The organism is Streptomyces sp. 891-h (assembly GCF_022760275.1).
In the GTDB taxonomy this organism is placed as follows: Bacteria; Actinomycetota; Actinomycetes; order Streptomycetales; family Streptomycetaceae; genus Streptomyces; species Streptomyces spirodelae.
In genome coordinates, this window is sequence record NZ_CP050693.1 from 4,474,780 (window position 1) to 4,501,262 (window position 26,483).

23 protein-coding genes are annotated in these 26,483 nt (G+C 70.8%); 15 read left to right on the top strand and 8 right to left on the bottom strand.

Annotated features, from left to right (window positions below; genetic code table 11):
- Window positions 1-9: 9 nt before the first annotated feature.
- The 4 genes from HC362_RS19675 (at window position 10) to HC362_RS19690 (ending at window position 6,400) form a co-directional block, all read left to right on the top strand.
- Window positions 10-1,881, top strand: a complete 1,872-nt coding sequence (locus HC362_RS19675; RefSeq protein WP_243085355.1) for an ABC-F family ATP-binding cassette domain-containing protein — start codon at window positions 10-12, stop codon at window positions 1,879-1,881.
- A 314-nt stretch (window positions 1,882-2,195) separates the two neighbouring features.
- Window positions 2,196-3,545 carry a PQQ-binding-like beta-propeller repeat protein gene (locus tag HC362_RS19680; RefSeq protein ID WP_243088709.1) on the top strand — a complete coding sequence of 450 codons (1,350 nt, stop codon included), beginning with the start codon at window positions 2,196-2,198 and terminating at the stop codon, window positions 3,543-3,545.
- Between the two features lie 161 nt (window positions 3,546-3,706).
- On the top strand, window positions 3,707-5,515 hold the full coding sequence (locus HC362_RS19685) for a PQQ-binding-like beta-propeller repeat protein (RefSeq protein WP_243085356.1): 1,809 nt from the start codon (window positions 3,707-3,709) through the stop codon (window positions 5,513-5,515).
- A 210-nt stretch (window positions 5,516-5,725) separates the two neighbouring features.
- Window positions 5,726-6,400 carry a LuxR C-terminal-related transcriptional regulator gene (locus tag HC362_RS19690; RefSeq protein WP_243085357.1) on the top strand — a complete coding sequence of 225 codons (675 nt, stop codon included), beginning with the start codon at window positions 5,726-5,728 and terminating at the stop codon, window positions 6,398-6,400.
- A gap of 316 nt (window positions 6,401-6,716) precedes the next feature.
- On the opposite strand, the gene HC362_RS19695 is transcribed toward HC362_RS19690, so the two are convergent.
- Together HC362_RS19695 and HC362_RS19700 are read right to left on the bottom strand one after the other, a co-directional pair.
- Window positions 6,717-7,031 carry a hypothetical protein gene (locus HC362_RS19695; RefSeq protein ID WP_243085358.1) on the bottom strand — a complete coding sequence of 105 codons (315 nt, stop codon included), beginning with the start codon at window positions 7,029-7,031 and terminating at the stop codon, window positions 6,717-6,719.
- 40 nt (window positions 7,032-7,071) lie between these two features.
- Window positions 7,072-8,742, bottom strand: coding sequence for a sodium:solute symporter family protein (locus HC362_RS19700; protein WP_243085359.1), 1,671 nt, complete (start codon window positions 8,740-8,742; stop codon window positions 7,072-7,074).
- A gap of 211 nt (window positions 8,743-8,953) precedes the next feature.
- On the opposite strand from HC362_RS19700, the gene galT reads away from it, so the two are divergent.
- The 5 genes from galT to HC362_RS19725 all read left to right on the top strand — a co-directional run bounded on the left by galT (window position 8,954) and on the right by HC362_RS19725 (window position 14,097).
- The gene (gene galT, locus HC362_RS19705; protein WP_243085360.1) at window positions 8,954-10,072 is read left to right on the top strand and encodes a galactose-1-phosphate uridylyltransferase; all 1,119 of its coding nucleotides are present in this window, start codon (window positions 8,954-8,956) and stop codon (window positions 10,070-10,072) included.
- Window positions 10,073-10,128: 56 nt separating this feature from the next.
- Entirely contained in the window at window positions 10,129-11,136 is a 1,008-nt protein-coding gene (gene galE / locus HC362_RS19710; RefSeq protein ID WP_243088710.1) for a UDP-glucose 4-epimerase GalE, read from the top strand.
- Window positions 11,133-12,290: a galactokinase gene (gene galK / locus HC362_RS19715; RefSeq protein ID WP_243085361.1), complete on the top strand. Its 1,158-nt coding sequence runs from the start codon at window positions 11,133-11,135 to the stop codon at window positions 12,288-12,290. Before galE ends, galK begins: the two co-directional genes overlap by 4 nt.
- Before the next feature lie 310 nt (window positions 12,291-12,600).
- The gene (locus HC362_RS19720; RefSeq protein ID WP_243085362.1) at window positions 12,601-13,545 is read left to right on the top strand and encodes a response regulator transcription factor; all 945 of its coding nucleotides are present in this window, start codon (window positions 12,601-12,603) and stop codon (window positions 13,543-13,545) included.
- A 120-nt stretch (window positions 13,546-13,665) separates the two neighbouring features.
- Complete coding sequence (locus HC362_RS19725; RefSeq protein WP_243085363.1) at window positions 13,666-14,097, top strand: PPOX class F420-dependent oxidoreductase; 432 nt, start codon at window positions 13,666-13,668, stop codon at window positions 14,095-14,097.
- A 19-nt stretch (window positions 14,098-14,116) separates the two neighbouring features.
- Here the strand turns inward: HC362_RS19725 and HC362_RS19730 are convergent, their stop codons facing one another.
- Window positions 14,117-14,872: an SDR family NAD(P)-dependent oxidoreductase gene (locus HC362_RS19730; protein WP_243088711.1), complete on the bottom strand. Its 756-nt coding sequence runs from the start codon at window positions 14,870-14,872 to the stop codon at window positions 14,117-14,119.
- 82 nt (window positions 14,873-14,954) lie between these two features.
- The gene (locus HC362_RS19735) at window positions 14,955-15,452 is read right to left on the bottom strand and encodes a MarR family transcriptional regulator (RefSeq protein ID WP_243085364.1); all 498 of its coding nucleotides are present in this window, start codon (window positions 15,450-15,452) and stop codon (window positions 14,955-14,957) included.
- Between the two features lie 71 nt (window positions 15,453-15,523).
- Between HC362_RS19735 and HC362_RS19740 the strand changes: the two genes are divergently transcribed.
- On the top strand, window positions 15,524-16,327 hold the full coding sequence (locus HC362_RS19740) for a trans-aconitate 2-methyltransferase (protein WP_243085365.1): 804 nt from the start codon (window positions 15,524-15,526) through the stop codon (window positions 16,325-16,327).
- A gap of 39 nt (window positions 16,328-16,366) precedes the next feature.
- On the opposite strand, the gene HC362_RS19745 is transcribed toward HC362_RS19740, so the two are convergent.
- The 3 genes from HC362_RS19745 to HC362_RS19755 all read right to left on the bottom strand — a co-directional run bounded on the left by HC362_RS19745 (window position 16,367) and on the right by HC362_RS19755 (window position 18,970).
- On the bottom strand, window positions 16,367-16,921 hold the full coding sequence (locus tag HC362_RS19745; protein ID WP_243085366.1) for a GNAT family protein: 555 nt from the start codon (window positions 16,919-16,921) through the stop codon (window positions 16,367-16,369).
- A gap of 152 nt (window positions 16,922-17,073) precedes the next feature.
- Window positions 17,074-17,757, bottom strand: coding sequence for a TetR/AcrR family transcriptional regulator (locus HC362_RS19750; protein ID WP_209267261.1), 684 nt, complete (start codon window positions 17,755-17,757; stop codon window positions 17,074-17,076).
- A 73-nt stretch (window positions 17,758-17,830) separates the two neighbouring features.
- Window positions 17,831-18,970 carry a fatty acid desaturase gene (locus HC362_RS19755; protein WP_243085367.1) on the bottom strand — a complete coding sequence of 380 codons (1,140 nt, stop codon included), beginning with the start codon at window positions 18,968-18,970 and terminating at the stop codon, window positions 17,831-17,833.
- A 246-nt stretch (window positions 18,971-19,216) separates the two neighbouring features.
- Here HC362_RS19755 and ppc point away from each other — a divergent pair, with 246 nt between their 5' ends.
- Window positions 19,217-22,102, top strand: coding sequence for a phosphoenolpyruvate carboxylase (gene ppc / locus HC362_RS19760; protein ID WP_279240124.1), 2,886 nt, complete (start codon window positions 19,217-19,219; stop codon window positions 22,100-22,102).
- Between the two features lie 38 nt (window positions 22,103-22,140).
- Here the strand turns inward: ppc and HC362_RS19765 are convergent, their stop codons facing one another.
- Window positions 22,141-22,656, bottom strand: a complete 516-nt coding sequence (locus HC362_RS19765; RefSeq protein ID WP_243085368.1) for a hypothetical protein — start codon at window positions 22,654-22,656, stop codon at window positions 22,141-22,143.
- A gap of 168 nt (window positions 22,657-22,824) precedes the next feature.
- On the opposite strand from HC362_RS19765, the gene HC362_RS19770 reads away from it, so the two are divergent.
- The 4 genes from HC362_RS19770 (at window position 22,825) to HC362_RS19785 (ending at window position 26,460) form a co-directional block, all read left to right on the top strand.
- Window positions 22,825-23,154: an ArsR family transcriptional regulator gene (locus tag HC362_RS19770; RefSeq protein ID WP_243085369.1), complete on the top strand. Its 330-nt coding sequence runs from the start codon at window positions 22,825-22,827 to the stop codon at window positions 23,152-23,154.
- Window positions 23,151-23,420, top strand: coding sequence for a hypothetical protein (locus HC362_RS19775; RefSeq protein WP_243085370.1), 270 nt, complete (start codon window positions 23,151-23,153; stop codon window positions 23,418-23,420). The genes HC362_RS19770 and HC362_RS19775 overlap by 4 nt, the downstream gene beginning before the upstream one ends.
- A gap of 123 nt (window positions 23,421-23,543) precedes the next feature.
- Window positions 23,544-25,748, top strand: a complete 2,205-nt coding sequence (locus tag HC362_RS19780) for an MMPL family transporter (RefSeq protein ID WP_243085371.1) — start codon at window positions 23,544-23,546, stop codon at window positions 25,746-25,748.
- 139 nt (window positions 25,749-25,887) lie between these two features.
- Window positions 25,888-26,460, top strand: coding sequence for a YetF domain-containing protein (locus tag HC362_RS19785; RefSeq protein WP_243085372.1), 573 nt, complete (start codon window positions 25,888-25,890; stop codon window positions 26,458-26,460).
- Window positions 26,461-26,483 lie beyond the last annotated feature (23 nt).

Here is a 26,483-nt window from a genome sequence, read left to right on the forward strand (position 1 = left end):
AGGAGTGAGATGGCTGGCAACCGCGGTACCCCGGTGAACCTCGTCAACCTCGAAGCCGTCGACAAGGTGCACGGCACCCGCACCATCCTCGACGCCCTCTCGCTGGGCGTCAGCGAGGGCGACAAGATCGGCGTCGTGGGCCGCAACGGAGACGGCAAGACCACCCTCATCAAGGTGCTGGCCCGCGAGGAGGAGCCCGACGCGGGCCGGGTCACCCACGCGGGCGGCCTGCGGCTGGGCGTACTGACCCAGCACGACTCCCTCGACCCGGAGGCGACCGTCCGGCACGAGGTGGTCGGCGACATGGCCGACCACGAGTGGGCGGGCGTGGCACGCGTCCGCGACGTGCTCACCGGCCTCTTCGGCGGTCTGGACCTGCCCGGCTTCCCCCAGGGTCTGGACACCGTGATCGGGCCGCTCTCCGGCGGTGAGCGCCGCCGGATCGCGCTCGCCAAGCTGCTGATCGCCGAGCAGGACCTGATCGTGCTGGACGAGCCCACCAACCACCTCGACGTGGAGGGCATCTCCTGGCTGGCAGGCCATCTGCGTGCCCGCCGTTCCTCGCTGGTGTGCGTCACGCACGACCGCTGGTTCCTCGACCAGGTCGCCACCCGGATGTGGGATGTGCAGCGCGGCGCGGTGCACGAGTACGAGGGCGGCTACTCCGACTACGTCTTCGCCCGCGCGGAGCGGGAGCGCATCGCCGCACAGGAGGAGAGCAAGCGGCAGAACCTGATGCGCAAGGAGCTGGCCTGGCTGCGGCGCGGCGCCCCGGCCCGTACCAGCAAGCCCCGCTTCAGGATCGAGGCGGCGAACGCGCTGATCGAGGGCGAGCCGCCGCCGCGCGACAGCCAGGAGCTGATGCGGTTCGCCAACTCGCGGCTGGGCAAGACCGTCTTCGACATGGAGGACGTGACCGTCCAGGCAGGTCCCAAGGTGCTGCTCAAGCATCTGACCTGGCAGCTCGGCCCCGGGGACCGGATCGGCCTGGTCGGGGTCAACGGCGCGGGCAAGACCTCCCTGCTGCGTGCTCTGGCCGACACCGCGCGCACCGGCGGCGAGCAGACCTCCCCGCTGGTGACCGAGGGCCGGATCAAGGTCGGCAAGACGGTGAAGCTGGCGTACCTCTCCCAGGAGGTCGCCGAGCTGGACCCGGCGCTGCGGGTCCTGGAGGCGGTCGAGGCCGTACGCTCCCGGATCGATCTGGGCAAGGGCCGCGAGATGACGGCCTCGCAGCTGTGCGAGCGGTTCGGGTTCGTCAAGGAGAAGCAGTGGACGCCGGTCGGCGACCTCTCAGGCGGCGAGCGGCGGCGCCTGCAGATCCTGCGGCTGCTGATGGACGAGCCCAACGTCCTCTTCCTGGACGAGCCGACCAACGACCTGGACATCGAGACCCTGACCCAGCTGGAGGACCTGCTGGACGGCTGGGCGGGGTCCCTGGTGGTCATCTCGCACGACCGGTACTTCATCGAGCGCACCACGGACCGCGTCCTCGCGCTGCTGGGCGACGCGACGCTGCGGATGCTGCCGCGCGGTATCGACGAGTATCTGGAGCGCCGGGCCCGGATCGAGGCCAGGGCCGCGGCTGCGGCCCCCGCCGCGGCGCCGGGCGGCAGCGCGGCCACGGCACCGGCCGAGCCGGCCAAGGCCAACGCCAAGCCGGCGGGGCTCTCGCGCGCGGCGCAGAAGGAGATGCAGCGGATCGAGCGCCAGGTGGAGAAGGCCGAGCAGCGCGAGGCGGCGCTGCACGCCGAGATGGCCGAGCACGCCACGGACTTCGAGCGGGTCGCGGGGCTGGACGCCGAACTGCGCGAGATCCGGGAGAAGCGCGAGGAGTTGGAGCTGCGCTGGCTCGAACTGGCGGATAGTGAGGGTGCATGACAATCGCTCACGGGGCCGGTGGTAGAAAGAATCGCCCTGCTCCGTTCTGAGGATCCGCGATGACACAGCCACCGCCGCCGCCCGGTCAGCCTCCGCACGGTGGCTGGAATCCGCCTCACCCGCCGGCGCAGCCCCCCTCCTCGCCCCCAGGGCCCCCGCCGGCCCAGCCGCCCGCCGGCAGTGTCGGCCCGCACCAGTACGGAGCCCACCCTTCGCCGCCGCCGGTCCCGCCGTCTCCTCCGGGCACGCAGGGCCCGTACGGGCCGCAGCCTCCCTCCGGTCCGCCTGCCGGGCCCGGCGGGGCCAACACCAAGATGCTCGCCGCCGTCGCGGCGGTGGTTGCCGTGGTGCTGATCGCGGGCGGCATATGGATGTTCACCGGTGACGACGGGGGCGGCGGCGGGGGCGGCCAGGCCGACGGCGGCGGCGCGGTCGCCGGCGGCAGTACAGCCAAGCAGCTGTTCACGCTGGAGCAGCCCAACACCCACGTCAAGGACTCCAAGGGCGCGGACGGGGGCTGGGCCACCGAGAAGATCTACGCCAAGTCCACGATCAACGCCGTCGAGGGCTATCACATGAACGGCAAGCGGGCCTGGCGGGTTCCGCTGGGCGGCCCGGTGTGCGCCGCCTCGCCGCACATGACCGACGACCACCTCACGGCGGTCGGCTTCGAGAAGGGCGGCCACGGCTGCAACAGCGTCGCGGTCTTCGACGTCGACACCGGTGAGAAGCTCTGGGAGAAGCCCGTCCCGTTCGGCGACACCATCTTCGGCGGCGGGGACCTCAACCTGACGGTCGCCCAGGACACCGTCGCCCTCTCCTGGATCGGGGGTTTCGCCGCCTACCCGATCGAGGGCGGCGACCCGCTGTGGAAGAGCAAGGAGACGGGCGAGACCTGCGAGCACACCCGCTACGGAGGCGGCGCCCGGCTGCTGGTGGTCCTGGAGTGCGGCAGCACACTGACCGTCAATCAGCTCGACCCGAAGACCGGTCACTCCACCTGGGACGTCAAACTGCCCCGGGGCGTGAAGGACGGACGTTCGGTGCGGGTGGTGGACACCGATCCGATCGTGCTGGTGGTGGGAACCGGTGACGAGGTCGAGTCGGAGGTCATGACGATCGACGACAAGGGCTCCGTCGCCGCCACCTTCAGCCTGGGCAAGCGCTACGAACCGGGCTGTGGGATCGGCAACATGGGCAGCGAATCGTGCTTCAACGTCGTGGCGACCGACAAGACGGTCTTCGTCTCGACCAAGGAGCACAGCGGCAAGGGCGACGGCCTGGCCCGGACCAACGAGGTGATGGGCTTCGGGTTCCACAGCGGCGAGCCGAAGTGGAAGTCCAGCTCAGGCGACGACCGCACGGTCTACCCCATCGGGACCGAGGGCGACAAGGCGATCGCCTATGTGACACCGACCCTGGAGAAGGGCGGCCAGGTCGTCAGCGTCTCGGCGGACGACGGCAAGCAGCGCGGACTGCTGCGGCTGCCGGACAAGACCGCGGAGCAGCAGGGCCACTTCCGCGTACCGACCATGAGCACCAGCGCACCGGCGCTCTACGAGGGCGGCCGGCTCTTCCTCCAGCGGAGCCTGCTGTACGGGAAGGACGAGCTGTCGGAGAAGGAGAGCGCGCCGATGGCCATGGGGTTCGGTACCGGACGGTGACGGAACCGCGATCCGGGCTCTCGGTGTCCGATGGTAGAAAGAACTTCCGCTCTGAAGTCTGCCATTGGTAGACCACATGTCCGATTCGCTCGGCCCTACGGGGGTTTGCCCTACGGGGGTTGAAGGTCCGGCGCCGGTCTGCCCGTAACGAGGGATTGTTCATGTCGCAGCCGCCTCCGCCGCCTAGCCAGCCGCCATCCGGAGGCTTCGGCGCACCGCAGGAACCGCCGCGTGATCAGCAGGGGCAGCCGTCCTACGGCTACCCGCAGCAGCCGGGCTCCGACCAGTCGTCGTACGGCTATCCCCAGCAGCCCCCGCAGCCTTCCCAGGGTCCGGCGGCCGGAACGCCGTCGGAGCCGCCCACACCCGCGGCACCCCCCGGCTACGGCTATCCGCAGCAGAACGCCCACGCGGCACCCACACAGGCCGCCTTCGGCGCTGTACCCCCGCCGCCGGGCCCGCCCGGGCAGCCCGCCGGTCCTCCCGGTCCTCCCGGTCCGCCGCCGGGCGGCTACGGGCAGCAGCCGCCGGCCGGTTACCCGTACGCCAACACCGCTGCCGGGGTGCCCGGTGGCGGAGGCGGCGGCAGGAACAACTCCAAGATCATCGCCGTGGTCGCCGGTGTGGTGGCCGTCGCGGTGATAGCCGTCGGTGTCGTCTTCTTCGTGACGAAGGACGACGGCGGCAAGAAGAACGAGTCCAAGGGCGGCGGCAAGAAGAACTCCCAGCAGAAGGACCCGAACACGCCGCCGAAGGACCCGCAGGCGAAGCAGATCGTGGACCTGAAGGCTCCGGAGGTCAAGGACTACACCGACGTCGGAGGCGGCTGGGCCACCGACAAGGTGTTCGCCAAGTCCTCGGTCCGGGAAATGATCATCAAGGAGTTCAAGTCCGGCAGCGAGACCAAGATCTCGCTCAAGGGCAACGTCTGCGCGGCCTCCAACGGGATGACCAAGGACCACAAGGTCGCCGTCGTCGTGCAGGAGACCATCTCCAACAGCGCCGACTGCACCCGCATGGTGATCGTGGACCTGGACGCCAAGAAGATCGCCTGGGACAAGACCATGCCCAACGCGGACACCCGCTCCGTGGACTCCGTCGCGATCAGCGGTGACACCGTCGCGGCCGCGTGGATCGGCGGCTCCGTCGGCTACAAGATCTCCACGAAGAAGGAGCTGTGGAAGGCCAAGCCGAGCGAGTGCCGTGACGTCGGCTACGCGGGCGGCAAGAAGCTGTACGCCGTGGTGGAGTGCGGCAGCAGCATCAGGAACCCTCAGGTCTCGGTGCAGCGGCTGAACCCCGACTCCGGCAAGTCCGAGTGGAAGTACGAACCGCCCAAGGGCGTGCGCAACGTCCGTATCGCCTCCACCGAGCCGCTGGTGCTGGTCGCCGGCGCGGGTGACGAGCTGACCAGCGATGTGCTGACCGTCGGCGAGGACAAGAAGCTCAAGGCGAAGATCTCGCTGGGCGACCGCTACGAGCGGCCCTGCCGGGTGGAGGTCAACAGCTGCTACAGCATCGCCGTCGGCCCCGATTCGGTCTACCTGGCGACCACCCAGCACGACGGCGGCTCCGACAGCCTGTCCCAGATCAACGAGGTGATGGCCTTCGACTTCAACACGGGCCGCACCAAGTGGAAGTCGAGCTCGGGCGACAGCCGTGAGATCGTCCCGTTCAAGATGCAGGGCTCCAACGTGGTGGCGTACAAGACGCCCAGCATCGGGCACGGTGGCGAGATCGTCACCATCGAGCCGAAGAAGGGCAAGCAGACCACCCTGCTGAAGATGCCGGCCTCCGACTTCGACGAGGGCGAGCAGGCGTTCTCCGTCTCCCCCGGCTCGCTGGACACCCCGCTGATCTTCGAGCACAACAGGTTCTTCCTGCTGGAGAACACCCTCTCCGAGAACCGCTCCAGCCTCCGGGACGAGGAGCCCCGGCTGGCGGTCGGATTCGCGCCCAGCAGTGAGTAGCCCCTCCTGAGGTCGCAGCAGCACCGGCCCGGCACGGTCACCGTGCCGGGCCGGTGCTGTTCCGGGAGGATCGGTTCAAGCCCTCCCTTGGGGATTTCAGCCCGTAAGGGGCGCGGAACGGCGAGTGAGCGTGTAGCTTCCCGGAGAACAAGAGAGGGGCTGCGCCGGGGGGTGCGGGGCCAACGGGAGTGTGTGGGGGGAGCGAGCTTGATGAGCGTGCGGCTCATGGTGGTCGACGACCACCGCCTGCTCGCCGAGGCTCTTGCCTCGGCGCTGAAGCTGCGCGGACACCGCGTGCTGGCGGCGGCCGCGCCCAGCGGCGGCGCCGCCGAGCTGGTGATCAGCAGGGCGCCCGAGGTGTGTCTGCTGGGCACGGCGACGCCGGCCGAACCGGGGGTCTTCGACCCGGTGGTGCGGATCAAGAGAGAGAAGCCGCAGATCGCGGTGGTGGTGCTCGGTCCGGTGCCGAGCCCGCGCGGGATCGCCTCCGCCTTCGCGGCGGGGGCGTCCGGCTATGTGCGGCACGACGAGCGGATCGAGGGCGTGGAGCGGGCCATGGTCAAGGCCAGGGCCGGAGAGTCCGCCGTGGCACCGCAGTTACTGACGCAGTCCTTCGCCGAACTGCTCAACCCGGCAGCGGAGCCGGACGACGAGGGCGCCCGGCTGCTGCAGATGCTCACGCCGCGGGAGGTGGAGGTGCTGGTGCGGGTCGCCGAGGGCGAGGACACCCGGCTGATCGCCGCGGGCATGGGGATCGCCCCCTCGACGGCCCGCACCCATGTGCAACGGGTCCTGATGAAACTGGGCGTCGGCTCCCGCCTGGAAGCCGCAGCGCTGGCCGCCCGCACGGGCTTGTTGGACCGCGCGGGCGGGGGCGCCCCGTAAAGAGGCGGCACCCTGTCAGGGGCGCGGGGAACTGCGCGCTCCGCCACGACGTGCCCGCAGCCCGGCGACGGCATCAAGGGGCAGCCCGTTCCCGGCCCTGCGCCTTGGGGGCATCTCCCAGGCTGCCCAAACGCAGCGGGAGGGACGTGCCCCGTCAGGGGCGCGGGGAACTGCGCGCTCCGCCACGACGTGCCTCCAGCCCGGCGACGGCATCAAGGGGCAGCCCGTTCCCGGTCCTGTGCTCCGCAAGGGGGCTGCGCTTGCCCACCCTGCGCCCCTGGCGCAGACTGCCCAAGCGCAGCGCAAGGCAGCGCAGCTATTCGCTCTCCTCCACCGACGGCGGCGGAATCGTCGGGCTCAGCCTCAGCCACACCAGGAAGGCCACGCCAAGTATCAGCATGGCGATGCCCGTCCACAGGTTGATGTTGATGTCCTGCGCCTTCTTCAGGTCCTCGTCCGAGGCGAAGATCCCGGCGATGGTGACGATCACGCCGTAGACCACGAACAGGCCGCCGATGATGCGGCGTACGTCGAAGAGCCGGGCCGCGGTCTGCGACCGCCGCTCCAGTTCCTCCACGTCCTTGGCCACCTGCTGAGCGGCCGGCTTCGAGGGGGTGCTGTCATGACTCATGGGGCTACTCATGGGGCTTCGGTTTCCTCCGCGTCGGGGCTCAGAAGGAGAAGGGGACGTAGCAGACGGCGGCCAGGATCAGCGCGCCCCAGCCCAGCAGCGCGGGCTTGCGGTACCACGCGTCGTCGCCCTCGCCCAGCGGCTCGGGTTCGCCGGGCGAGCGGGTTCCGTAGACGAGCCCCGCGAGTTCCTCGGCCGGCTTGGGCTTGGTGAACAGGGTGACGGCCACCATCACCACGGCACCCACGGCGAAGGCCACGATCGAGGAGACGAAGTTGGCTCCCTGGTCGGTGGGGATGTCGATGACGCCCTGCTTGTAGAACCAGAAGTAGTTCACCATCGCGCCGACGGTGCCCATCAGCAGGCCCCAGAACCCGGCCGCCGGTGTGGTCTTCTTCCAGAACATGCCGATGATGAAGACGACGAACAGCGGCACGTTGAAGAAGGAGAACAGCGTCTGGAGGTAGTTCATGATGTTGCTGAACTCGGAGGCGATGAACGCCGTCCCCATCCCGATCAGCACGCCGGCGACGGTGACCCAGCGGGCCGTGGCCACATAGTGCTCGTCGGGCCGGTCCTTCTTCAGGTACGCCGCGTAGATGTCGTTGGTGAAGACGGTGTTGAAGGAGGAGATGTTGGCCGCCATACCGGCCATGAACGCCGCCAGCAGGCCGGTGACCGCGATGCCGAGCACGCCGTTGGGCAGCAGGTCGCGCATCAGTACCGGGATGGCGTCGTTGTACTGCAGGCCCTTCTCGGTCTTGCCCAGCGTGGGCTCCATCACCAGCGCGATCAGGCCGGGGATGACGACGACCGCCGGGATGAAGATCTTCGGGAAGGCCGCGATCAGCGGGGTGCGCCGCGCCGCGGAGAGGTTCTTGGCGGAGAGCGCGCGCTGCACCTCGGCGAAGTTGGTCGTCCAGTAGCCGAAGCTCATCACGAAGCCCAGGCCCAGCACGATGGTCAGCCAGTTGGCGCCCAGCGGGTTGGCGGAGCCGATGCCGGTGCCGTCCCAGGCGGTCATGAAGGCGCCGCCCTTCTCACCGGAGAGGGTGTCGGTGATGCCGCCCCAGCCGCCGACGCGCTTGAGGCCCACGACGGTGAGGGGGATCAGCGCGGCGAGGATGACGAAGAACTGCAGCACCTCGGTGTAGATGGCGGAGGAGAGGCCGCCGAGGGTGATGTACGCGAGCACGAAGAAGCCCGCGACCACGACGGATATCCACAGCTCCCAGCCGAGCAGCGCCTTGAGCACCAGCGCGAGCGCGTAGAGGTTGACGCCCGCGATCAGCACGGAGGAGACCGCGAAGATGATCGAGCTGAGCAGGTGCGAGGAGGGCCCGAAGCGGTGCAGCAGGAACTCGGGCACCGAGCGGACCTTGGAGCCGTAGTAGAACGGCATCATCACCAGGCCGAGGAAGACCATGGCGGGGATGGCGCCGATCCAGTACCAGTGCACGGTGTAGACGCCGTACTGGGCACCGTTGGCTGCCATGCCGAGGATCTCGGTGGCGCCGAGGTTGGCGGCCACGAAGGCGAGACCGGTGATCCAGGCGGGGAGCGACCGGCCGGAGAGGAAGAAGTCGAGGCTGGTCTTCACACTGCGCCGGGCGGCGAAGCCGATCCCGAGTACGACGGCGAAGTAGATGCCGAGAAGTGTGTAGTCGAGTCCGTTGGTGGGGAGCCGTAGCCCTTCGGCCAGGTGCAACATGGGTCACTCGCTTCATCGCGCGATCGGAACGGACGCGAACGTACCGCCGCTGTTTCAACTTTTGAAAGGTCTTGTTGCAGGAGTTTGTTTGATTGTGATGATTAACGAGCGTTCCATGCGGCGTCGCACCGGAGGCTGAGCCGACTGTTCTGTTGGCTCCTGGTTCCTTGTGTGTGATTATGTTTGAGGTCCAGGAACGAGGAGCCACCCGGTGAAGAAGACCTCAGGCCGTCTGGCGGACGGCCGCGAGATCGTTTACTACGACCTGAGCGACGACACCGTCCGCACCGCCGCCGACCGGCGGCCGATGCCCGGTATGGAGGCGCACTCCGAGATCCGGCACGACCCGCTGCTGGACGAGTGGGTCGGTGTCACCGCGCACCGCAACGCGCGCACCTACCACCCGCCGGCCGACGAGTGCCCCCTGTGCCCCTCCCGCGAGGGGCGGATGAGCGAGATCCCGGAGGCCGACTACGACGTCGCCGTCTTCGAGAACCGCTTCCCCTCCTTCCGCGGCGCGCCCGGCAAGGAGGAGAACGAGGACGCCGCCGGACTCTTCCGGCACGCGCCGGGCGCCGGCCGCTGCGAGGTGGTCAGCTTCACCTCCGACCACCACGCCTCCTTCGCCGACCTCGACGAGGAGCAGGCCCGCCTCGTCCTGGACGTATGGGCGGACCGCACGGCCGAGCTGTCCCGGACGCCCGGTGTGGAGCAGGTGTACTGCTTCGAGAACCGCGGCGAGGAGATCGGGGTGACCCTCTCCCACCCGCACGGCCAGATCTACGGCTATCCGTTCACCACCCCGCGCACGGCCCGCATGCTGCGCTCCCTGGCCGAGCACGGCGCACAGACCGGCGGCAACCTCTTCGACGACCTCGTCGCCGCGGAACGCGCCGCGGGGGAGCGGGTCGTCATCGACGGCGAGCACTGGACGGCCTTCGTCCCCTACGCCGCGCACTGGCCGTACGAGGTGCACCTGTACCCCAGGTCCCGGGTGCCCGACCTGCTGGGACTGGGCGAGGAGGCGTGCGCCGAGTTCCCCGGGATCTACCTGGAGCTGCTGCGCCGCTTCGACCGCCTCTTCGGCGAGCAGGAGGCCCGCACCCCCTATATCGCCGCCTGGCACCAGGCACCGTTCGGCGACGGCGCCGACCGCGGCCCGCACCTGGCGCCCCGCGAGGAGTTCGCGCTGCATCTGGAGCTCTTCACCATCCGACGGGCTCCCGGCAAGCTGAAGTTTCTCGCCGGTTCCGAGTCCGGCATGAACGTGTTCATCAACGACGTACCACCGGAGGCCGCGGCGCGGCGCCTGCGCGAGGTGGCTTCATGAAACACACAGCAACGGGTGGTTTCGTGGACGGAGTCGACGAACAGAAAGTTGGGGCAATGGCCAAGTACCTGGTGACCGGCGGGGCCGGATATGTGGGCAGTGTGGTGGCGGCACGCCTGCTGGAGGCGGGACACACCGTCACGGTCCTCGACGACCTCGACACCGGCTTCGCGCAGGGCGTGCCGACCGGCGCCGAGTTCGTCGGCGGCCGCATCCAGGACGCCGCACGCGTGCTGGACGCCTCGTACGACGGCGTGCTCCACTTCGCCGCGCACTCCAAGGTGGGCGAGTCCGTCGAGCAGCCCGAGAAGTACTGGCGCAACAACGTCGGCGGCACCGTCGAGCTGCTGGCCGCGATGCGCGAGGCGGGCGTGCGCAGGCTGGTCTTCTCCTCCACGGCCGCCGTCTACGGCGAACCCGAGCGCACCCCCATCACCGAGACCGACCCCGCCGCGCCCACCAGCCCCTACGGCGCCTCCAAGCTGGCCGTCGACCACATGATCGGCGGCGAGTGCCGGGCACACGGCCTGGCGGCCGCCTCACTGCGCTACTTCAATGTCGCGGGCGCCTACTTCACCGCCGACGGCGCCGCCTACGGCGAGCGTCACGACCCCGAGTCGCATCTGATCCCGCTGGTCCTCCAGGTCGCGCAGGGGAGGCGCGAGACGATCTCGGTGTACGGCGACGACTACCCCACCCCCGACGGCACCTGCGTGCGCGACTACATCCACGTCGCCGACCTGGCCGAGGCGCACCTGCTCGCACTGGACCGCACCACCCCGGGTGAGCACCTGATCTGCAACCTCGGCAACGGCAACGGCTTCTCCGTACGGGAGGTCGTCGAGACCGTCCGCAAGGTCACCGGGCACGACGTGCCCGAGCAGGTCGCCCCGCGCCGGGGCGGCGATCCGGCCGTCCTGGTGGCCTCGGCCGACCGGGCGCGCAAGGAACTGGGCTGGCGGCCCGAGCGCAGCGGACTGGAGGAGATCGTGGCCGACGCCTGGCGGTTCGCGCAGCAGGCCGCGGCGGCCTCCCAGGAGCGGACACCGGAGGGCACCGCGTGAGCCAGGGAGCGCCGGAGGGCTTCCGCGAGGTCTACGGCGCCGAGCCGGAGGGCACCTGGGCTGCGCCCGGCCGGGTCAACCTCATCGGCGAGCACACGGACTACAACGACGGCTTCGTGATGCCGCTTGCTCTCCCGCACACCGTGCACGCGGCCGTGGCGCGGCGCGACGACGGCGTGCTGCGGCTGCACTCGGCCGATGTGCCGGGCGCCGCCTACCAGCTGAGGCTCGACGAGCTGACGCCTGGCGCGGACGGCGGCTGGGCCGCGTACCCGGCGGGCGTCGTGTGGGCGATGCGTGAAGCGGGGCTGCCGGTCCACGGCGCCGATGTGCAGATCACCAGCACCGTGCCCACCGGCGCCGGGCTGTCCTCGTCGGCCGCTCTCGAGGTCGTCACCGGCCTCGCGCTGACCGAGCTGTACGGGCTGGGGCTGTGCAGCGCTGAGCTGGCGCGGCTGTGCCAGCGGGCGGAGAACGACTTCGTCGGCATGCCCTGCGGAATCATGGACCAGATGGCCTCGGCGTGCTGCACCGAGGGGCATGTGCTGCACCTGGACACCCGCGACCTGAGCCGGCGCCAGGTCCCCTTCGATCTGGCCGCCGAGGGGCTGCGGATGCTCGTCGTGGACACCCGCGTCAAGCACACCCTGGCCGACGGCGCCTACGCGGAACGCCGCCGGGCGTGCGAGGCGGGTGCGGCGGCGCTCGGCGTCCCGGCGCTGCGCGATGTGGCGTACGAGGAGCTCGGCACCGCCCTCGCACGCCTGGACGCCCGGCTCGACGACCCCGGGGTGCGCGGCTGTGTGCGGCACATCGTCACGGAGAACCGGCGGGTCGAGGAGACGATCGCGCTGCTGGAGGCCGGCGAGACCCGCGCGGTCGGCCCGGTGCTGACGGCGGGACACCTCTCGCTGCGGGACGACTTCCGTGTCTCCTGCGAGGAGTTGGATCTGGTGGTCGAGTCGGCGCTGGCCGCGGGAGCGCTCGGCGCCCGGATGACCGGCGGGGGCTTCGGCGGCTCGGCGGTCGTGCTGGCCGAGGAGAGCGGGACCGAGAAGATCACCGAGGCGGTGACCTCGGCTTTCGAGGCCGCGGGCCATCTGGTGCCGCATGTGTTCGAGGCGGTGCCGAGCGCGGGCGCGCACCGGCTGTGAGGCCGGCGCCCGGCTGGTGGGGCGCTCGTGCCGCGCGTGTGTGCCCCACGCGCGGGTGCGCTCCTGACGCGCCCTGGTGCGCCCCCCACGCCGGGCACGAGTAGAACGATTTTTGTTATTTGCCTTCCGTTGTCACAGCCCGGCCGTACCCTGAATCTTGTACAGCACCGGTGGGGGCCGGTGCTGATCAGGGGGCGAGACAGCCGGGTACGACGCCCAGGGGCGGGGTAGACAGCGAACACGGCGGCGGCCGTGTCGATGGCGCGCTTTCCCGCGCATGGGCGCCGTGCCCGCACTGCCAGGGGGTGCCATGCAACGTATTCGTGTGCTGGTGGTCGACGACCACCGCATTTTCGCCGAGTCCTTGGCCGCCGCGCTCGCGGCCGAACAGGATGTCGAAGTGGGCGCGGCGGGCAGCGGTGCGGCAGCGCTGCGTCATCTGGAGCGCGGCGCGGCCGAGGGCCGCCGGTTCGACGTCCTGCTCGTCGACGCCGACCTGGGCGCACCGCTGAACGGGGCGGCGCACCCGGGCCAGCCCCCGGTGGCCGGTCCGGCACCGGTGCCCGCGCAGGGTCCGGCGCCGCACCAGGGTCCGGCGCCCAACCAGGGCCCGGCGTCCCACCAGGGCGCGCCCCGCACCAACGGCGAAAGGCACGCACACGGCAGAGTGCTGGGCACAGCGCAGGAAGAGCCGACGGCGGTGAGCAGTGCCGCTGCGGGCGCCCCGGCGCCTGAAACGCCCGCCTCCCCGCCCGCGACCGGCGGATTACCGCTGGTGGCCCGGGTCCGCGCCGACTATCCGGCGGTACGCACCGTCGTCCTGGCCGAACGGGACGATCCCCGGCACGCCGCGGCCGCGCTCCAGGCCGGCGCGGGCGGCTGGGTCGCCAAGGACTGTTCCCTCTCCAGGCTCCTCCAGGTGATCCGCGGCGTCCTCAAGGACGAGACGCATCTGCCGCCCGCCCTTCTCACCGGCGTACTCAAGGAGTTGACAGCCAGCCGCAAGCACCGCACCGAGAGCGAACGCCTGGTGGAGTCCCTGACGCCGCGCGAGCGGGAGGTCCTGCGGTGCATGGTGGCGGGGCTGGGCCGCAAGGCCGTCGCAGAGCGGCTGTACCTGTCGCCGCACACGGTACGGACCCATATGCAGAACGTCCTGGGCAAGCTGGGCGTCCACTCCACGCTCCAGGCCGTCGCGCTTGCCCGGCGCGCCGGAGTCGGCCCGGCGGAACTGGAACCGGCGGCAGCGCGCTGACCGGCTGACGCGCCTGCGCCGTGCGTGGTGCCGGGCCGGTCGTCGGCTCCTCGCTCTAGGCTCTGCGGTCCGATCACTTCTGATCGCCTCGCCGAGCCCGACGACCGTGGAGATGTGGCAATGCAGCAGATGACCGAAGCCCAGTGGCGGGACTTCGTCCTGACGGGCACCCGCACCGGCAAGCTGGCGACCACCCGCAAGGACGGCCGCCCCCATGTGACCCCCGTGTGGTTTCTGCTGGACGAGGAGGGCCGGCTGGTCTTCAACACGGGTGGCAGTTCGCTGAAGTACCGCTCGCTGCGCCGCGAGCCCCGCTTCGCCCTGTGCGTGGACGACCAGGAGCCGCCCTTCAGCTTTGTGCTGCTGGAGTGCGTCGTCGAGGAGTTCGTGGACGACCTGGAGCTGATGCGCGAGTGGGCCACCCGGATCGGCGGCCGCTACATGGGAGCGGACCGCGCCGCGGAGTTCGGGGAGCGCAACGCCGTCCCCGGCGAGTACCTGGTGCGGGCCCGTATCGAACGAGCAGTCGCCTACGCGGATCTCGCCGACTGAGGAGGCAGGCCGGGCCCGCTCACACCGAGTTCTTGTAGACGCTCCAGCCTCCGTCCACCACCAGCTCTGCGCCCGTCACATAGGAGGCGTCCGGCGAGAGCAGGAAGGCGATGGCGGCTGCGACCTCGTCGGGGCGGCCATGGCGGCCGATCACCGTCTCACCGGCCGCCTGCCGCCGCTCCTCGGCGCCGATCCCGTCCCAGGCAGGCGTCATGATGGGGCCCGGCAGCACGGAGTTGACCCGCACCCGGGGGCCGAAGTCCGCGGCGAGCTGCCTGCCGAGCCCGGTCAGACCCGCCTTGCTCGCGGCGTAGGCGGGCCGTCCGGGCAGTCCGACACGGGCGTGCACGGAGGAGGTCAGCACCACCGCGCCGCACCGCTCGCGCAGGTCGCTGACGCAGGCCCGCACCCCCAGGAAGGCCCCGGTCAGATTGGTGCCGAGCTGGGCCTCCCAGTCGGTCACGGAGATCTCGTCGGCCGCGCCACCGCGCACCAGCGCCGCGTTGCAGACCAGCCCGTCGACGGGGCCGAACCCCTCACGCGCCGTCTGCACGGCACGGGTCCAGGCCGGTTCGTCCGTGACGTCGCCCAGCACGAACGCCGCCCGGCCGCCCGAGGCCGTGATCTCCCGCGCGGTGCGGTGCGCCCCGGCCTCCGCCGTGTCGAGGATGACGACGGCCGCCCCCTCGTCGGCCAGCCGGTGCGCCGTCGCGGCACCGATACCGGATGCGCCCCCGGTGATGATGACCGTCCGTCCCTCGAACCGCGCGCCCATGGCCATGCGCGTGATCGTACGGCCCGGGCGGGCGCGGGAACAGGGCGCTTCGGCCAGGTGGGTTGCCCGGAGGGGTGGCCGCTCAGGTGGGGATGTTGTCGAACGGCGCCGTCAGCTGGCGCAGCAGCCCGGCCAGTTCGCCGCGCTGCACGGGGGAGAGCTCGGCGAGGATGGCGCGCTCCTGGTCGAGCAGCCCGGCCAGCGCGCTGTCCGCGCGGTCCCGTCCCTCGGCGGTGAGCCGGACCAGGACGCCCCGCCGGTCGCTGGGGTCGGGCAGCCGCTCCACCAGCCCCTTCTTGGCGAGGCGGTCGATGCGGTTGGTCATCGTCCCGGAGGTGACCAGCGTCTGGGTGAGCAGCTGGCCGGGGGAGAGCTGATAGGGGGTGCCCGCGCGGCGCAGCGCTGTCAGTACGTCGAACTCCCACGGCTCCAGACCGTGCTCGGAGAACGCGATACGCCGGGCCCGGTCCAGGTGCCGGGCCAGTCTGCTGACCCGGCTGAGCACCTCGAGCGGTTCGACGTCGAGGTCAGGGCGCTCCCGGCGCCATGCTGCCACCAAACGGTCGACCTCGTCCTCCATGGGATCAGTGTAGAGGTTGTGTCGACGTGAAGTCTCTTGACGTCAAGAGAGCGTGCGGGCACGCTGCTGCCATGTGGGACCCCCAGCAGTATCTGCGCAACGCCGGACCTCGCCTTCGTCCCGTTCTCGATCTTCTCGCACACGTACCCGATCACCTGCCCGGTCATCCCCGGGTGCGGATCGCCGATCTCGGCTGCGGCCCTGGTGGGCCCAGCGAGCCACTGGCCCGGCGGTGGCCCCGCGCGCACATCACCGGGTACGACAACTCCCCCGAGATGCTCGCCGAGGCCGCGGCGCACACCCGGCACGGGCGGCTCGACTTCACCCACGCCGACCTCGCACACTGGCGCCCCGACCCGGCCGAGAACTTCGGCCTGCTCTTCTCCAACGCGGCGCTCCAGTGGGTGCCCGGCCACCAGCACGCCTTCCCCGACTGGCTCGCCGCCCTGCCGTCCGGTGGCGTCCTCGCCTTCCAGGTGCCCGGCAACTTCCACGCCCCGAGCCACACCCTGCTGGCCGAACTGCGCGACTCCCCGCGCTGGCGGGGCCGCGTCGGTGCCGCGTCGCGAACCAACACCGTCCTCACCCCGGCGGCGTACGCGGAACTCCTCGCGCCGCTCGGGCCCGACGGCTGCGACGTCGACGCCTGGGAGACCACCTATCTCCACCGGCTCACCGGTCCCGACCCGGTACTCGAATGGACCAAGGGCACAGCGCTGCGCCCCGTGCTGGAACGGCTGGCCGACGACCCCGAGGCGCGGGACCGTTTCCTGGCCGAGTACGCGGAAGCGCTCCGCGAGGCGTATCCGCCGGACGCGGACGGTGCGACGGCGTTTCCGTTCCGCCGCGTGTTCGTCATCGCCGTCAAGCGCTGAGGCTTCATGCCTTGTTGCCCGGCAAGGGGGGTGCGCCCGCTACGGGGCGGCGCGCCACTCCGGGGCGAGGATCGACCAGACCTCCATGTCGGCCCGCTCGCCCCGGTACAGAAAGCTTTCCCGCAGCACGCCGTCCTTCCGCATTCCCAGGCGGCGGGCCACGGCGATGCTGGGCTCGTTCGCCGTGGAGACGTGCCACTCCACGCGGTGGATGCCGCGCTCCTCGATGGCCCAGTCGATGATGACCCGTACCGCCCGGGTCACCAGGCCCTTGCCCACCGCCGCCGGCTCCAGCCAGCAGCCCGCCTCGGCGGTGCCCTGGGGCACGTCCATGGTGCGGAAGAGCACCCCGCCGACCAGCTTGCCGTCGGCGGTCCAGATGCCGTAGATCCGCCCGGTGTCGGCGGCGGCCTTCTCCGCGTACGACTGGAGGAAAGCACGGGCCGAGGCCAGATCCTTGTTGGCGTCCGGCAGCCCCACATGGGCCCCGATGAACTCCCGCCCGCGCTCGATGTGCGCCAGGAACTCCTCCGCCTGCCACGGCTCCAGCGGGCGCAGTTCGGCGCCGTCGTCACCCAGGGATATCGCGAACATCCTCGTCCTTCGCGCTCGGGGTGCGCACACCTCGGCACACCACGAAGGGGAGCTTCGCACACGCCCGGCCGCCGGACCGAGGGATTTCTCGCTGGGCTGGGGCCGGGGGGCCGAGGAATTGAGGCCCGCAGCGGGCCCGGGGCCCGGGGGGCTCAGGAGCGCCTGTGGCCTATCAGGCGCGGCTTCTGCTCCAGGCCGTCGAGGCCGTGCCAGGCGAGATTGACGAGGTGGGCCGCGACCTCCGCCTTTTTGGGCTTGCGTACGTTGAGCCACCACTGACCGGTGAGGGCCACCATGCCGACCAGCGCCTGGGCGTAGAGCGGCGAGAGCTTGGCGTCGAAGCCCCGGGTCTTGAACTCGCGGCCGAGGATGTCCTCGACCTGGGTGGCGATGTCGGAGATCAGCGAGGCGAAGGTGCCGGTCGACTGGGGGAGCGGGGAGTCCCGCACCAGGATGCGGAAGCCGTCGGTGTACTGCTCGATGTAGTCCAGCAGCGCGAACGCGGCCTGTTCCAGCAGCTCACGGGGGTGGCCCCCCGTGAGCGCCCCGGTCACCATGTCCAGCAGACGTCGCATCTCGCGGTCGACGACGACCGCGTACAGGCCCTCCTTGCCGCCGAAGTGCTCATAGACGACCGGTTTGGACACCCCGGCCTTATGGGCGATCTCCTCCACCGACGTGCCCTCGAAGCCGCGTTCGGCGAAGAGGGTACGGCCGATGTCCAGCAACTGCTCGCGGCGCTCCTTGCCGGTCATCCGGCGGCGGGTGCGCTTCTTCGGGCTGCTGGACGGCGGCGTCCCACCGCCGAACGGCGGCGTGGTCTCGTCGGTCGGCACGGAGTGGGCCTTCCCTGTTGTCTGGCTGTCTCGGGACCCGGGGGCCTGCTGAGGCCCCTGGGTCAGCACAGCATCATGCCGCCCTGGCCGGCTGCTCCGGACGGCGGGAGCCGTCGCCCACGGCGCCGGCCGCTGCCGGGTCCTGCTCAGGGGTGTCCGTAGCGCCCTGCTTGGCCTTGCGGCGGCTCGAGCCCTCCGTGTTGCGCCGCGAGTCGAGCCGGTCGTGCTTCGGCCAGCGCACGTCGTACGCCCAGCCGGCCTTCTCGAACCAGCGGATGATCCGCGCGCTGGAGTCGATCTGACCGCGCTGGACACCGTGCCGTGCGCAGGTGGGGTCGGCGTGGTGCAGGTTGTGCCACGACTCGCCGCAGGAGAGGACCGCCAGCCACCACACGTTGCCCGACTTGTCCCGGGATTTGAAGGGGCGTTTGCCGACGGCGTGGCAGATGGAGTTGATCGACCAGGTGACGTGGTGCAGCAGCGCGACGCGCACCAGCGAGCCCCAGAAGAAGGCGGTCACCGCGCCCTGCCACGACCAGGTGGCGAGGCCGCCGATCACCGGCGGGATCATCAGCGAGACGACGGTCCACATCACGAACTGCCGGGAGACGGCGCGCAGCGCGGGGTCCTTGACCAGGTCGGGCGCGTACTTGTGCTGCGGCGTCTGCTCCTCGTCGAACATCCATGCGACGTGCGCCCACCACAGGCCCTTCATCAGCGCGGGGATCGTCTCCCCGTAGCGCCACGGCGAGTGCGGGTCGCCCTCCGCGTCGGAGAACTTGTGGTGCTTGCGGTGGTCGGCGACCCAGCGCACCAGCGGGCCCTCGACGGCGAGCGAGCCCATGACCGCGAGCGCGATCCGCAGCGGGCGCTTCGCCTTGAACGAGCCGTGTGTGAAGTAGCGGTGGAAGCCGATCGTGATGCCGTGGCAGCCGATGAAGTACATCGCGACCATCAGCCCCAGATCGAGCCAGCTCACCCCCCATCCCCAGGCCAGCGGCACCGCGGCCACCAGCGCGACGAACGGGACGGTGATGAACAGCAGCAGCGCGAGCTGTTCCGCCGAGCGCCGCTTCTCACCGCCCAGCGTCGCGGAGGGCAGCGGGGTCGGGGAGGCGGCACCTGCGGCCTGTCCGGTGGTGGAGGAGGCCTCCGGCGAGTCGGCTGGGGCGTCCTGTGGCGAACTGTCGAGCACGTCCGGGCTTGTCGTCATAGATGTCCCTCATTGGACCTCGGCTTGGCTACGGTTCCGTAACCTACGGCGACGTAAGTATGGCAGCCGTAAGTCACGGGACAAGAGGGGTGCACACCGGGGCGGGCCCGCCGCGCTGCCCACCCCTCGGACGGGAGTCCTGTACCACGCTGAGCCCGACCTATCCTTGTTCCGTCGGACAGCGCGGTCCGCCACCTGCCCGAAGCAACCCCGCAAGGGAAGCAACCCCGCAAGGGAGCCGCACCTGTGAGCAGCGCCGACAGCAATCAGCGAACCCCCGAGCCGCCGGAGAACCTGCCCGGATCGAGTGACCCCGGGATGGTGGGAGGCGTCGGCGGAGGCCGGGCCTCCGGCGGTGGCAGCGGAGGGGAGTCCCCCGGCAGTCACAGCCTCAGCGTGGACAGCGTGGACGCAGCCGAGTCGAACTCGGCCCTCCGTGCGGACATCCGCAGGATGGGCGATCTGCTGGGCGAGACGCTGGTGCGCCAGGAGGGCGCCGAGCTCCTCGACCTGGTGGAGCGTGTCCGCGCGCTCACCCGCAGCGACGGTGAGGCGGCGGCCGAGCTCCTGGGCGAGACCGATCTGGAGACCGCGACCAAGCTGGTGCGGGCCTTCTCCACCTATTTCCACCTCGCCAACGTCACCGAGCAGGTGCACCGCGGCCGCGAGCTGCGCCGCCGCCGCGCGGGCGACGGCGGGATGCTCGCCCGTACCGCCGACATGCTCAAGGACGCCGACCCGGCCCACCTGGCGAACACCGCGCGTCACCTCTCCGTACGCCCCGTCTTCACCGCGCACCCCACCGAGGCGGCCCGCCGCTCGGTGCTGACGAAGCTCCGCAAGATCGCCGAACTGCTGGACGAGGCCGACGGGCAGCCGGGCGGGGCCGAGCGCCGCCGTGCCGATCTGCGGCTGGCCGAGAACGTCGACCTGATCTGGCAGACCGACGAGCTGCGCGTCGCCCGCCCCGAGCCGGCGGACGAGGCGCGCAACGCCATCTACTACCTGGACGAGCTGCACCGCGGCGCCGTCGGCGACGTGCTGGAGGACCTGGCCGCCGAGCTGGAGCGGGCCGGCGCGCCGCTGCCTTCCGGCACCCGCCCGCTGACCTTCGGCACCTGGATCGGCGGCGACCGGGACGGCAACCCGAACGTCACCCCCGAGGTCACCTGGGATGTGCTGCTGCTCCAGCACGAGCACGGCATCACCGATGCCCTCGCACACGTGGACGAGCTGCGCGGGGCCCTCTCCAACTCGATCCGCAACTGCGGCGCCACACAGCCGCTGCTGGATTCACTCGAAAGAGACCTCGCCCGGCTGCCGGAGATCAGCCCCCGCTACAAGCGGCTCAACGCGGAGGAGCCCTACCGGCTCAAGGCCACCTGCATCCGGCAGAAGCTGCTGAACACCCGCACCCGGCTGGCCGAGAAGCTCCCGCACACCGAGGGCCGGGACTACCTGGGCACCGGAGAGCTGCTCGCCGACCTCGCACTCCTCCAGGACTCGCTGCGCGAACACCGCGGCGGCCTGGTGGCCGACGGCCGCCTGGAGCGGGCCCTGCGCACCCTGGCGGCCTTCGGCCTCCAGCTCGCCACGATGGACGTACGCGAGCACGCCGAGGCCCACCACCACGCGCTCGGCCAGCTCTTCGACCGGCTCGGTGAGGAGTCCTGGCGCTACGCCGACATGCCGCGCGACTACCGGCAGCGGCTGCTGGCCAAGGAGCTGCGCTCCCGCCGCCCGCTCGCCCCGAGCCCGGCGCCGCTGGACGCGGCCGGGGCCAAGACCCTCGGCGTCTTCGAGACGATCCGCAAGGCGCTGGAGACCTTCGGGCCCGAGGTCATCGAGTCGTACATCCTCTCGATGTGCCAGGGCGCCGACGATGTGTTCGCCGCCGCCGTCCTCGCCCGCGAGGCCGGACTGATCGACCTGCACGGCGGCTGGGCCAAGATCGGCATCGTGCCGCTGCTGGAGACCACCGACGAGCTCAAGATCGCCGACGAACTGCTCGACGCGATGCTCTCCGACCCCTCCTACCGCAAGCTGGTCTCCCTGCGCGGCGACCTCCAGGAGGTCATGCTCGGCTACAGCGACTCCTCCAAGTTCGGCGGCATCACCACCAGCCAGTGGGAGATCCACCGCGCCCAGCGCCGGCTGCGTGACGTCGCACACCGGCACGGCGTCCGGCTGCGGCTCTTCCACGGCCGCGGCGGCACCGTCGGCCGCGGCGGCGGCCCCACCCACGACGCGATCCTCGCCCAGCCCTGGGGCACCCTGGAGGGCGAGATCAAGGTCACCGAGCAGGGCGAGGTCATCTCCGACAAGTACCTGGTGCCCTCGCTGGCCAGGGAGAACCTGGAGCTGACCGTCTCGGCCACCCTCCAGGCCTCCGCGCTGCACACCGCGCCGCGCCAGTCCGACGAGGCGCTGGCCCGCTGGGACGCGGCCATGGACACCGTCTCCGACGCCGCGCACCGGGCCTACCGCGAGCTGGTGGAGGACCCGGACCTGCCCGCGTACTTCTTCGCCTCCACCCCCGTCGACCAGCTCGCCGAGCTCCACCTGGGCTCCCGCCCCTCCCGCCGCCCCGACACCGGCGCGGGGCTCGACGGGCTGCGGGCCATCCCGTGGGTGTTCGGCTGGACCCAGTCGCGGCAGATCGTCCCCGGCTGGTTCGGCGTCGGCACGGGCCTGAAGGCAGCGCGCGAGGCCGGGCTCGACAGCGTGCTGGAAGAGGCGCACACCCACTGGCACTTCTTCCGCAACTTCCTCTCCAACGTCGAGATGACGCTGGCCAAGACCGATCTGCGGATCGCCCGCCACTACGTCGAGACGCTGGTCCCCGAGGAGCTGCGGCACGTCTTCGCCACCATCGAGGCCGAGCACGCCCGCACGGTGGAGGAAGTGCTCCGCATCACCGGTGAGAGCGAGCTGCTGGAGTCCAACCCGGTCCTCCAGAAGACGCTGAAGATCCGCGACGCCTACCTCGACCCGATCTCCTACCTCCAGGTCTCCCTGCTGCACCGCCAGCGGCAGGCAGCGGCCGAGGGCAAGGAGCCGGACGAGAACCTGAGCCGCGCGCTGCTGCTCACCGTCAACGGCGTGGCGGCGGGCCTGCGCAACACCGGCTGACGTCCTCCGGCGCCCTCAAGGGCCTGGGTGCCGCTCGCTCAGAACGCGAGCAGCGCCCAGGCCCCGCCCATGATCAGGGCACCGCACGCCCCGGTGAGCACGGCCGTCCTCTTCATCCGCAGGCCGCCCGCGATCACCAGCGAGGCCAGCAGCAGCGCCCCGCCCAGCGGCACCCACGCGTAGAGGATCCCGGCGGGCCCGGTCCGTATGACATGGTCCGTACCGGGCTGTACGGCCACGTCCACGGTCTGCCCCTCCCCGCCGGAGACGAACTCGGAGACGGTCACCTTCTCCGGCCTGGAGGACCTCTCGCCGCGGAACGTCCCGGTGCACTCGTCGTCCCCGCACTTGCTGACGGTGACGGTGCCGCGTTCGTCCCCCGCCATGGCGGTGGTCGCCGTCTCCCACGACGTCCACCCTCCGGCCACCACCAGCACCAGCGCGATCAGCGCCATCAGCGCGGCCCGCGCCAGCAACAGCATCCCGAAGGCGGTCTCGCCGAGCCGCCGCATACGGCTGCGCCTGGGCTGGGTGCGTGCGACTCGTGAAGGCATGGCGGAGATCCTGGCCACTTGACCGAAGCCGGTCAACCTCGGCCGACCGGCTTGTGGGTGCTTGGCCCACTATCGGAACCGTGTCCTCCGACGCCGTCGGGCAGACCGCTCGCGACTCCCGCCAATCCACCCGCCAATGCCAGCCAGCACCTGCTAACATCCCTTGGCATGTGCTCCACGGGCGATGATCTGGTGCGGGTGCTGGCCACTCTGTCCAACCCGCACCGGGTGCGGGTTGTCGCGGCTCTCGCGGGTGGGCGGAACTACGTGAGCCGGCTGGCGCGCGAGCTGGACATCAGCAGGGCGCTGCTCCAGGTCCATCTGAAGAAGCTGGAGGCGGCCGGTCTGGTCTCCTCCCGGATGGAGCTGTCGGAGGACGGAAAGGCGATGAAGTTCTACGAGGTGGAGCCCTTCTCGGTCCATCTGACTCCGGAGCTGCTGGCGCGCCTCGCCGGGACGCTGACCATCGAGAAGGGCGAGAAGGGATCACCGCGATGAACGAGCACGAATGGCAGGAAGTCATAGGCACCGTCGGGATCTTCACCCTGCTCATCGCCGTGGTCGTCATGCTGCTGTGGCATGCCACCGCCGGGCGGCGGGCCAAGGCTCAGCTCGCCCGCGAGGGCGAGTACAAGAAGCTCGCCGAAGCCGCTGTCGACAGACAGCAGCGGATCGAGCAGCAACTGGCCGAGATCGGCGGACAGGTCTCAAAGCTGCGGGAGAGGACGGACACGATCGAGCGGGTCCTCAAGGACGTCGAATAGCTCCCGGGAACACCCCGGGCCGTCGAGCGGCAACTCGACGACCCGGGCAACGGGGAGCTGAACCACCTCGCCGCGGGCGAGTTTGCGCAGGAACACACTCCACCGAAAAGAGGAGAGCAGCTCATGCTGCCCAAAAGCAAGTCGGGCCACGGCCGGCGCGGGGGCGCCCCGCCTCGCCGGGGCGTGACCGAGGCCGTGGCGGTCTGGTCCGCGCGGCACCGCGCCCTGGCGATCGGCGGATGGCTGGCGCTGGTCGTCCTCGCCGTACTGTCCAGCATGCCGATGACCGGTGAGACGGCCCGCGCGGTCGACCCGGGCGAGGCCGGCCGCGCCCAGCAGCTGGTGGACGCACAGGGCAGCGGCGACTCCATCCGGGAGAACGTGCTGATACGGGCCCGCGGTGGGAGCCGGGAGTTCGCGACCGACTCCGAGCTGCGGGCGGCCACCGAGCAGCTGGTCGCCGAGCTGCGCCGGACACCGGACGCGGTACGCGAGATCGGCTCCCCGCTTCAGGCGGAGGGTCGGCGCTGGATGTCCGAGGACGGCAGCGCCGGGCTGGTGACGGTGGAACTGGCCGGGCCCGACGACCAGTTCGCGAAGCACTACGCGACAGTGGTGCGGGCCGTGGAGCGGGTGCGAGAGCACCACCCGGATGTCCAGCTCGCACAGGCGGGCGACCACAGCCTCTCCCGGGCGGTCGACGAGGGCATCAAGGACGACTTCAAGCGTGCTGAGACGACATCCCTGCCGCTGACGCTGCTGGTCCTGCTGGCCGTCTTCGGCTCGCTGATCGCCGCCGGCATACCGCTCCTCCTCTCGGCCACGGCCGTGGCGGCCGCGTTCGGACTGCTGCAACTGGTCAGCCACTGGGTGCCGTTCAACAGCGCCGCCTCCTCCCTCGTCCTGCTCATCGGGATGGCCGTGGGCATCGACTACTCCCTGTTCTCGCTGCGCCGGTTGCGGGAGGAACGGGCGGCCGGACACGACGTCCACGAGGCGCTGCGGATCACGGCACGCACCTCGGGGCACGCCGTGGTGGCCTCCGGCCTGACCGTGATGGTCTGCATGACCGGGCTGCTGTTCACCGGTGTCGACGTCTTCAAGGGGCTGACCGTCGGAACCGTCCTGGTTGTCGGACTGGCCGTGCTCGGCTCGGTGACGGTGCTGCCCGCGCTGCTCGCCGCACTCGGCGACCGGGTCGACAAGGCCCGCATCCCCTGGCTGGGCAGGCCCAGGATCGCGGCGCGGGAGTCGCGCTTCTGGAGCCGGGTGGCCGGCGCCGCCGTACGCAGGCCCCTCCTGACCGGAGCGACCGCTGCCGTGGCCCTGCTGGTCATGGCGCTGCCCGCGCTCGGAATCCGGCTGCAGGACGCCGCGGTCACCGCCAGCCTGCCCTCCGGTTCCTCGTCGGCTGTGGACGCGGCGAGCGAGATGCAGGAGCAGTTTCCGGGCGCGGCCACGGCGGCCCGGGTGGTCATCGACCGTACGGACGGCGCCTCGGCCGACACCCCTCAGGTGCGGGAGGCGATCGACGAGCTGCACGAGCAGGCCGCCGGCAGCGGCGGTGCGCTACGGGAGCCGATCACGGCAGTGCCGGTCGGCGACGCCATGGTGGTACGGGTACCGCTCGCGGGCGCCGTCACGGATCCCGCCGCCGACCGCGCGCTTGCGACGCTGCGCGAGCGAGCGCTGCCGGCCGCGCTCGGCCCGGCGCGGGGCGTCGAGTACGCGGTCACGGGCAAGACCGCCATACCGCACGACTTCGCCGAGCGGGTGAGCAGCCGGACCCCGGTCGTCTTCGCCTTCGTCCTCGGACTCGCTTTCGTCCTGCTGATGGTGGCGTTCAGATCGCTGACCATCCCGCTGGCGTCGATCCTGCTCAACCTGCTGTCCATCGGCGCCGCCTACGGAGTGCTCGCCTGGGTCTTCCAGGACGGCCACCTGGAAGGACTCCTCGGGTTCAACTCCTACGGCGGGGTGGTCAGCTGGCTCCCGCTGTTCATGTTCATCATCCTGTTCGGCCTGAGCATGGATTACCACATCTTCATCCTCAGCCGGATCAGGGAGCGGTGGCTCGGGGGCGCGGAACCGCGTGCGGCGATCGTGGGCGGTATCGGGGCCGGCGCCGGCGTGATCAGCAGCGCGGCACTCATCATGATCGGCGTCTTCTCGGTCTTCCTCACCCTCTCCGCCATCGAGTACAAGATGCTGGGCCTCGGCATGGCATCGGCCATCCTCATCGACGCGACCGTCGTACGCGGCGTACTGCTGCCGGCGGTGATGTCCCTGCTGGGCGAGCGCGCCTGGCGCCTGCCGTCCCACCTGTGACCGACCCCAGGGACCCTCCTCCCCTCCCTCCTCGCGGCGGGGCTGGTGGTGTTCCACCCGCCTCTCCGCGCGTTGGGGCCCGTTCCGGGTGACCGCGACTCCACTGTGGGGGAGACAGCCGGAACCGAGCAGGAGGCCAATGGGCATGTGGCACGACATGGTGACGATCGAGATCCCGGTGGTCGAGAAGATCGTGCGGACCATCCTCGTCTACGTCGTCATCATCGTGCTGTTCCGGCTGGCCGGGAAGCGGGGGCTGGCGTCGATGAACACCTTCGACTTCGTGGTCGTCTTTCTGCTGTCCAACGTGGTGCAGAACGCCGTCATCGGCAACGACTTCAGCCTCCTCGGCGGCCTGGTCGGCGCTGCGACGCTGGTGGGCGTCAACGCGTTCGTCAACAGGCTGCTCGCGGTCGAAGGCAACATGGCACGGCTGCTGGAGGGCAAGCCGACGACCGTGATCGAGGACGGTCACATCGTCCGCCGCGCGATGCGGCGGCTCGGGCTGCGCACCGGAGAGGTCGAGGAGGTCGTACGGCTGCAGACGGGCGGCACCGTCAAGACCGTCGAACACGGCAGCCTCGAACCGGACGGCAGGCTGCTCGTCGTCCCCAGCCCCGAGGCCCAGCAGGCGACCCGCGCCGACATCGACCGCCTCGCGGAACGGCTCGCAGCGATCGAGGAGATGCTGCGGGCGGGCAGGGGCAAGTAGGACTTGGCGCCGGAGGCGCCCGT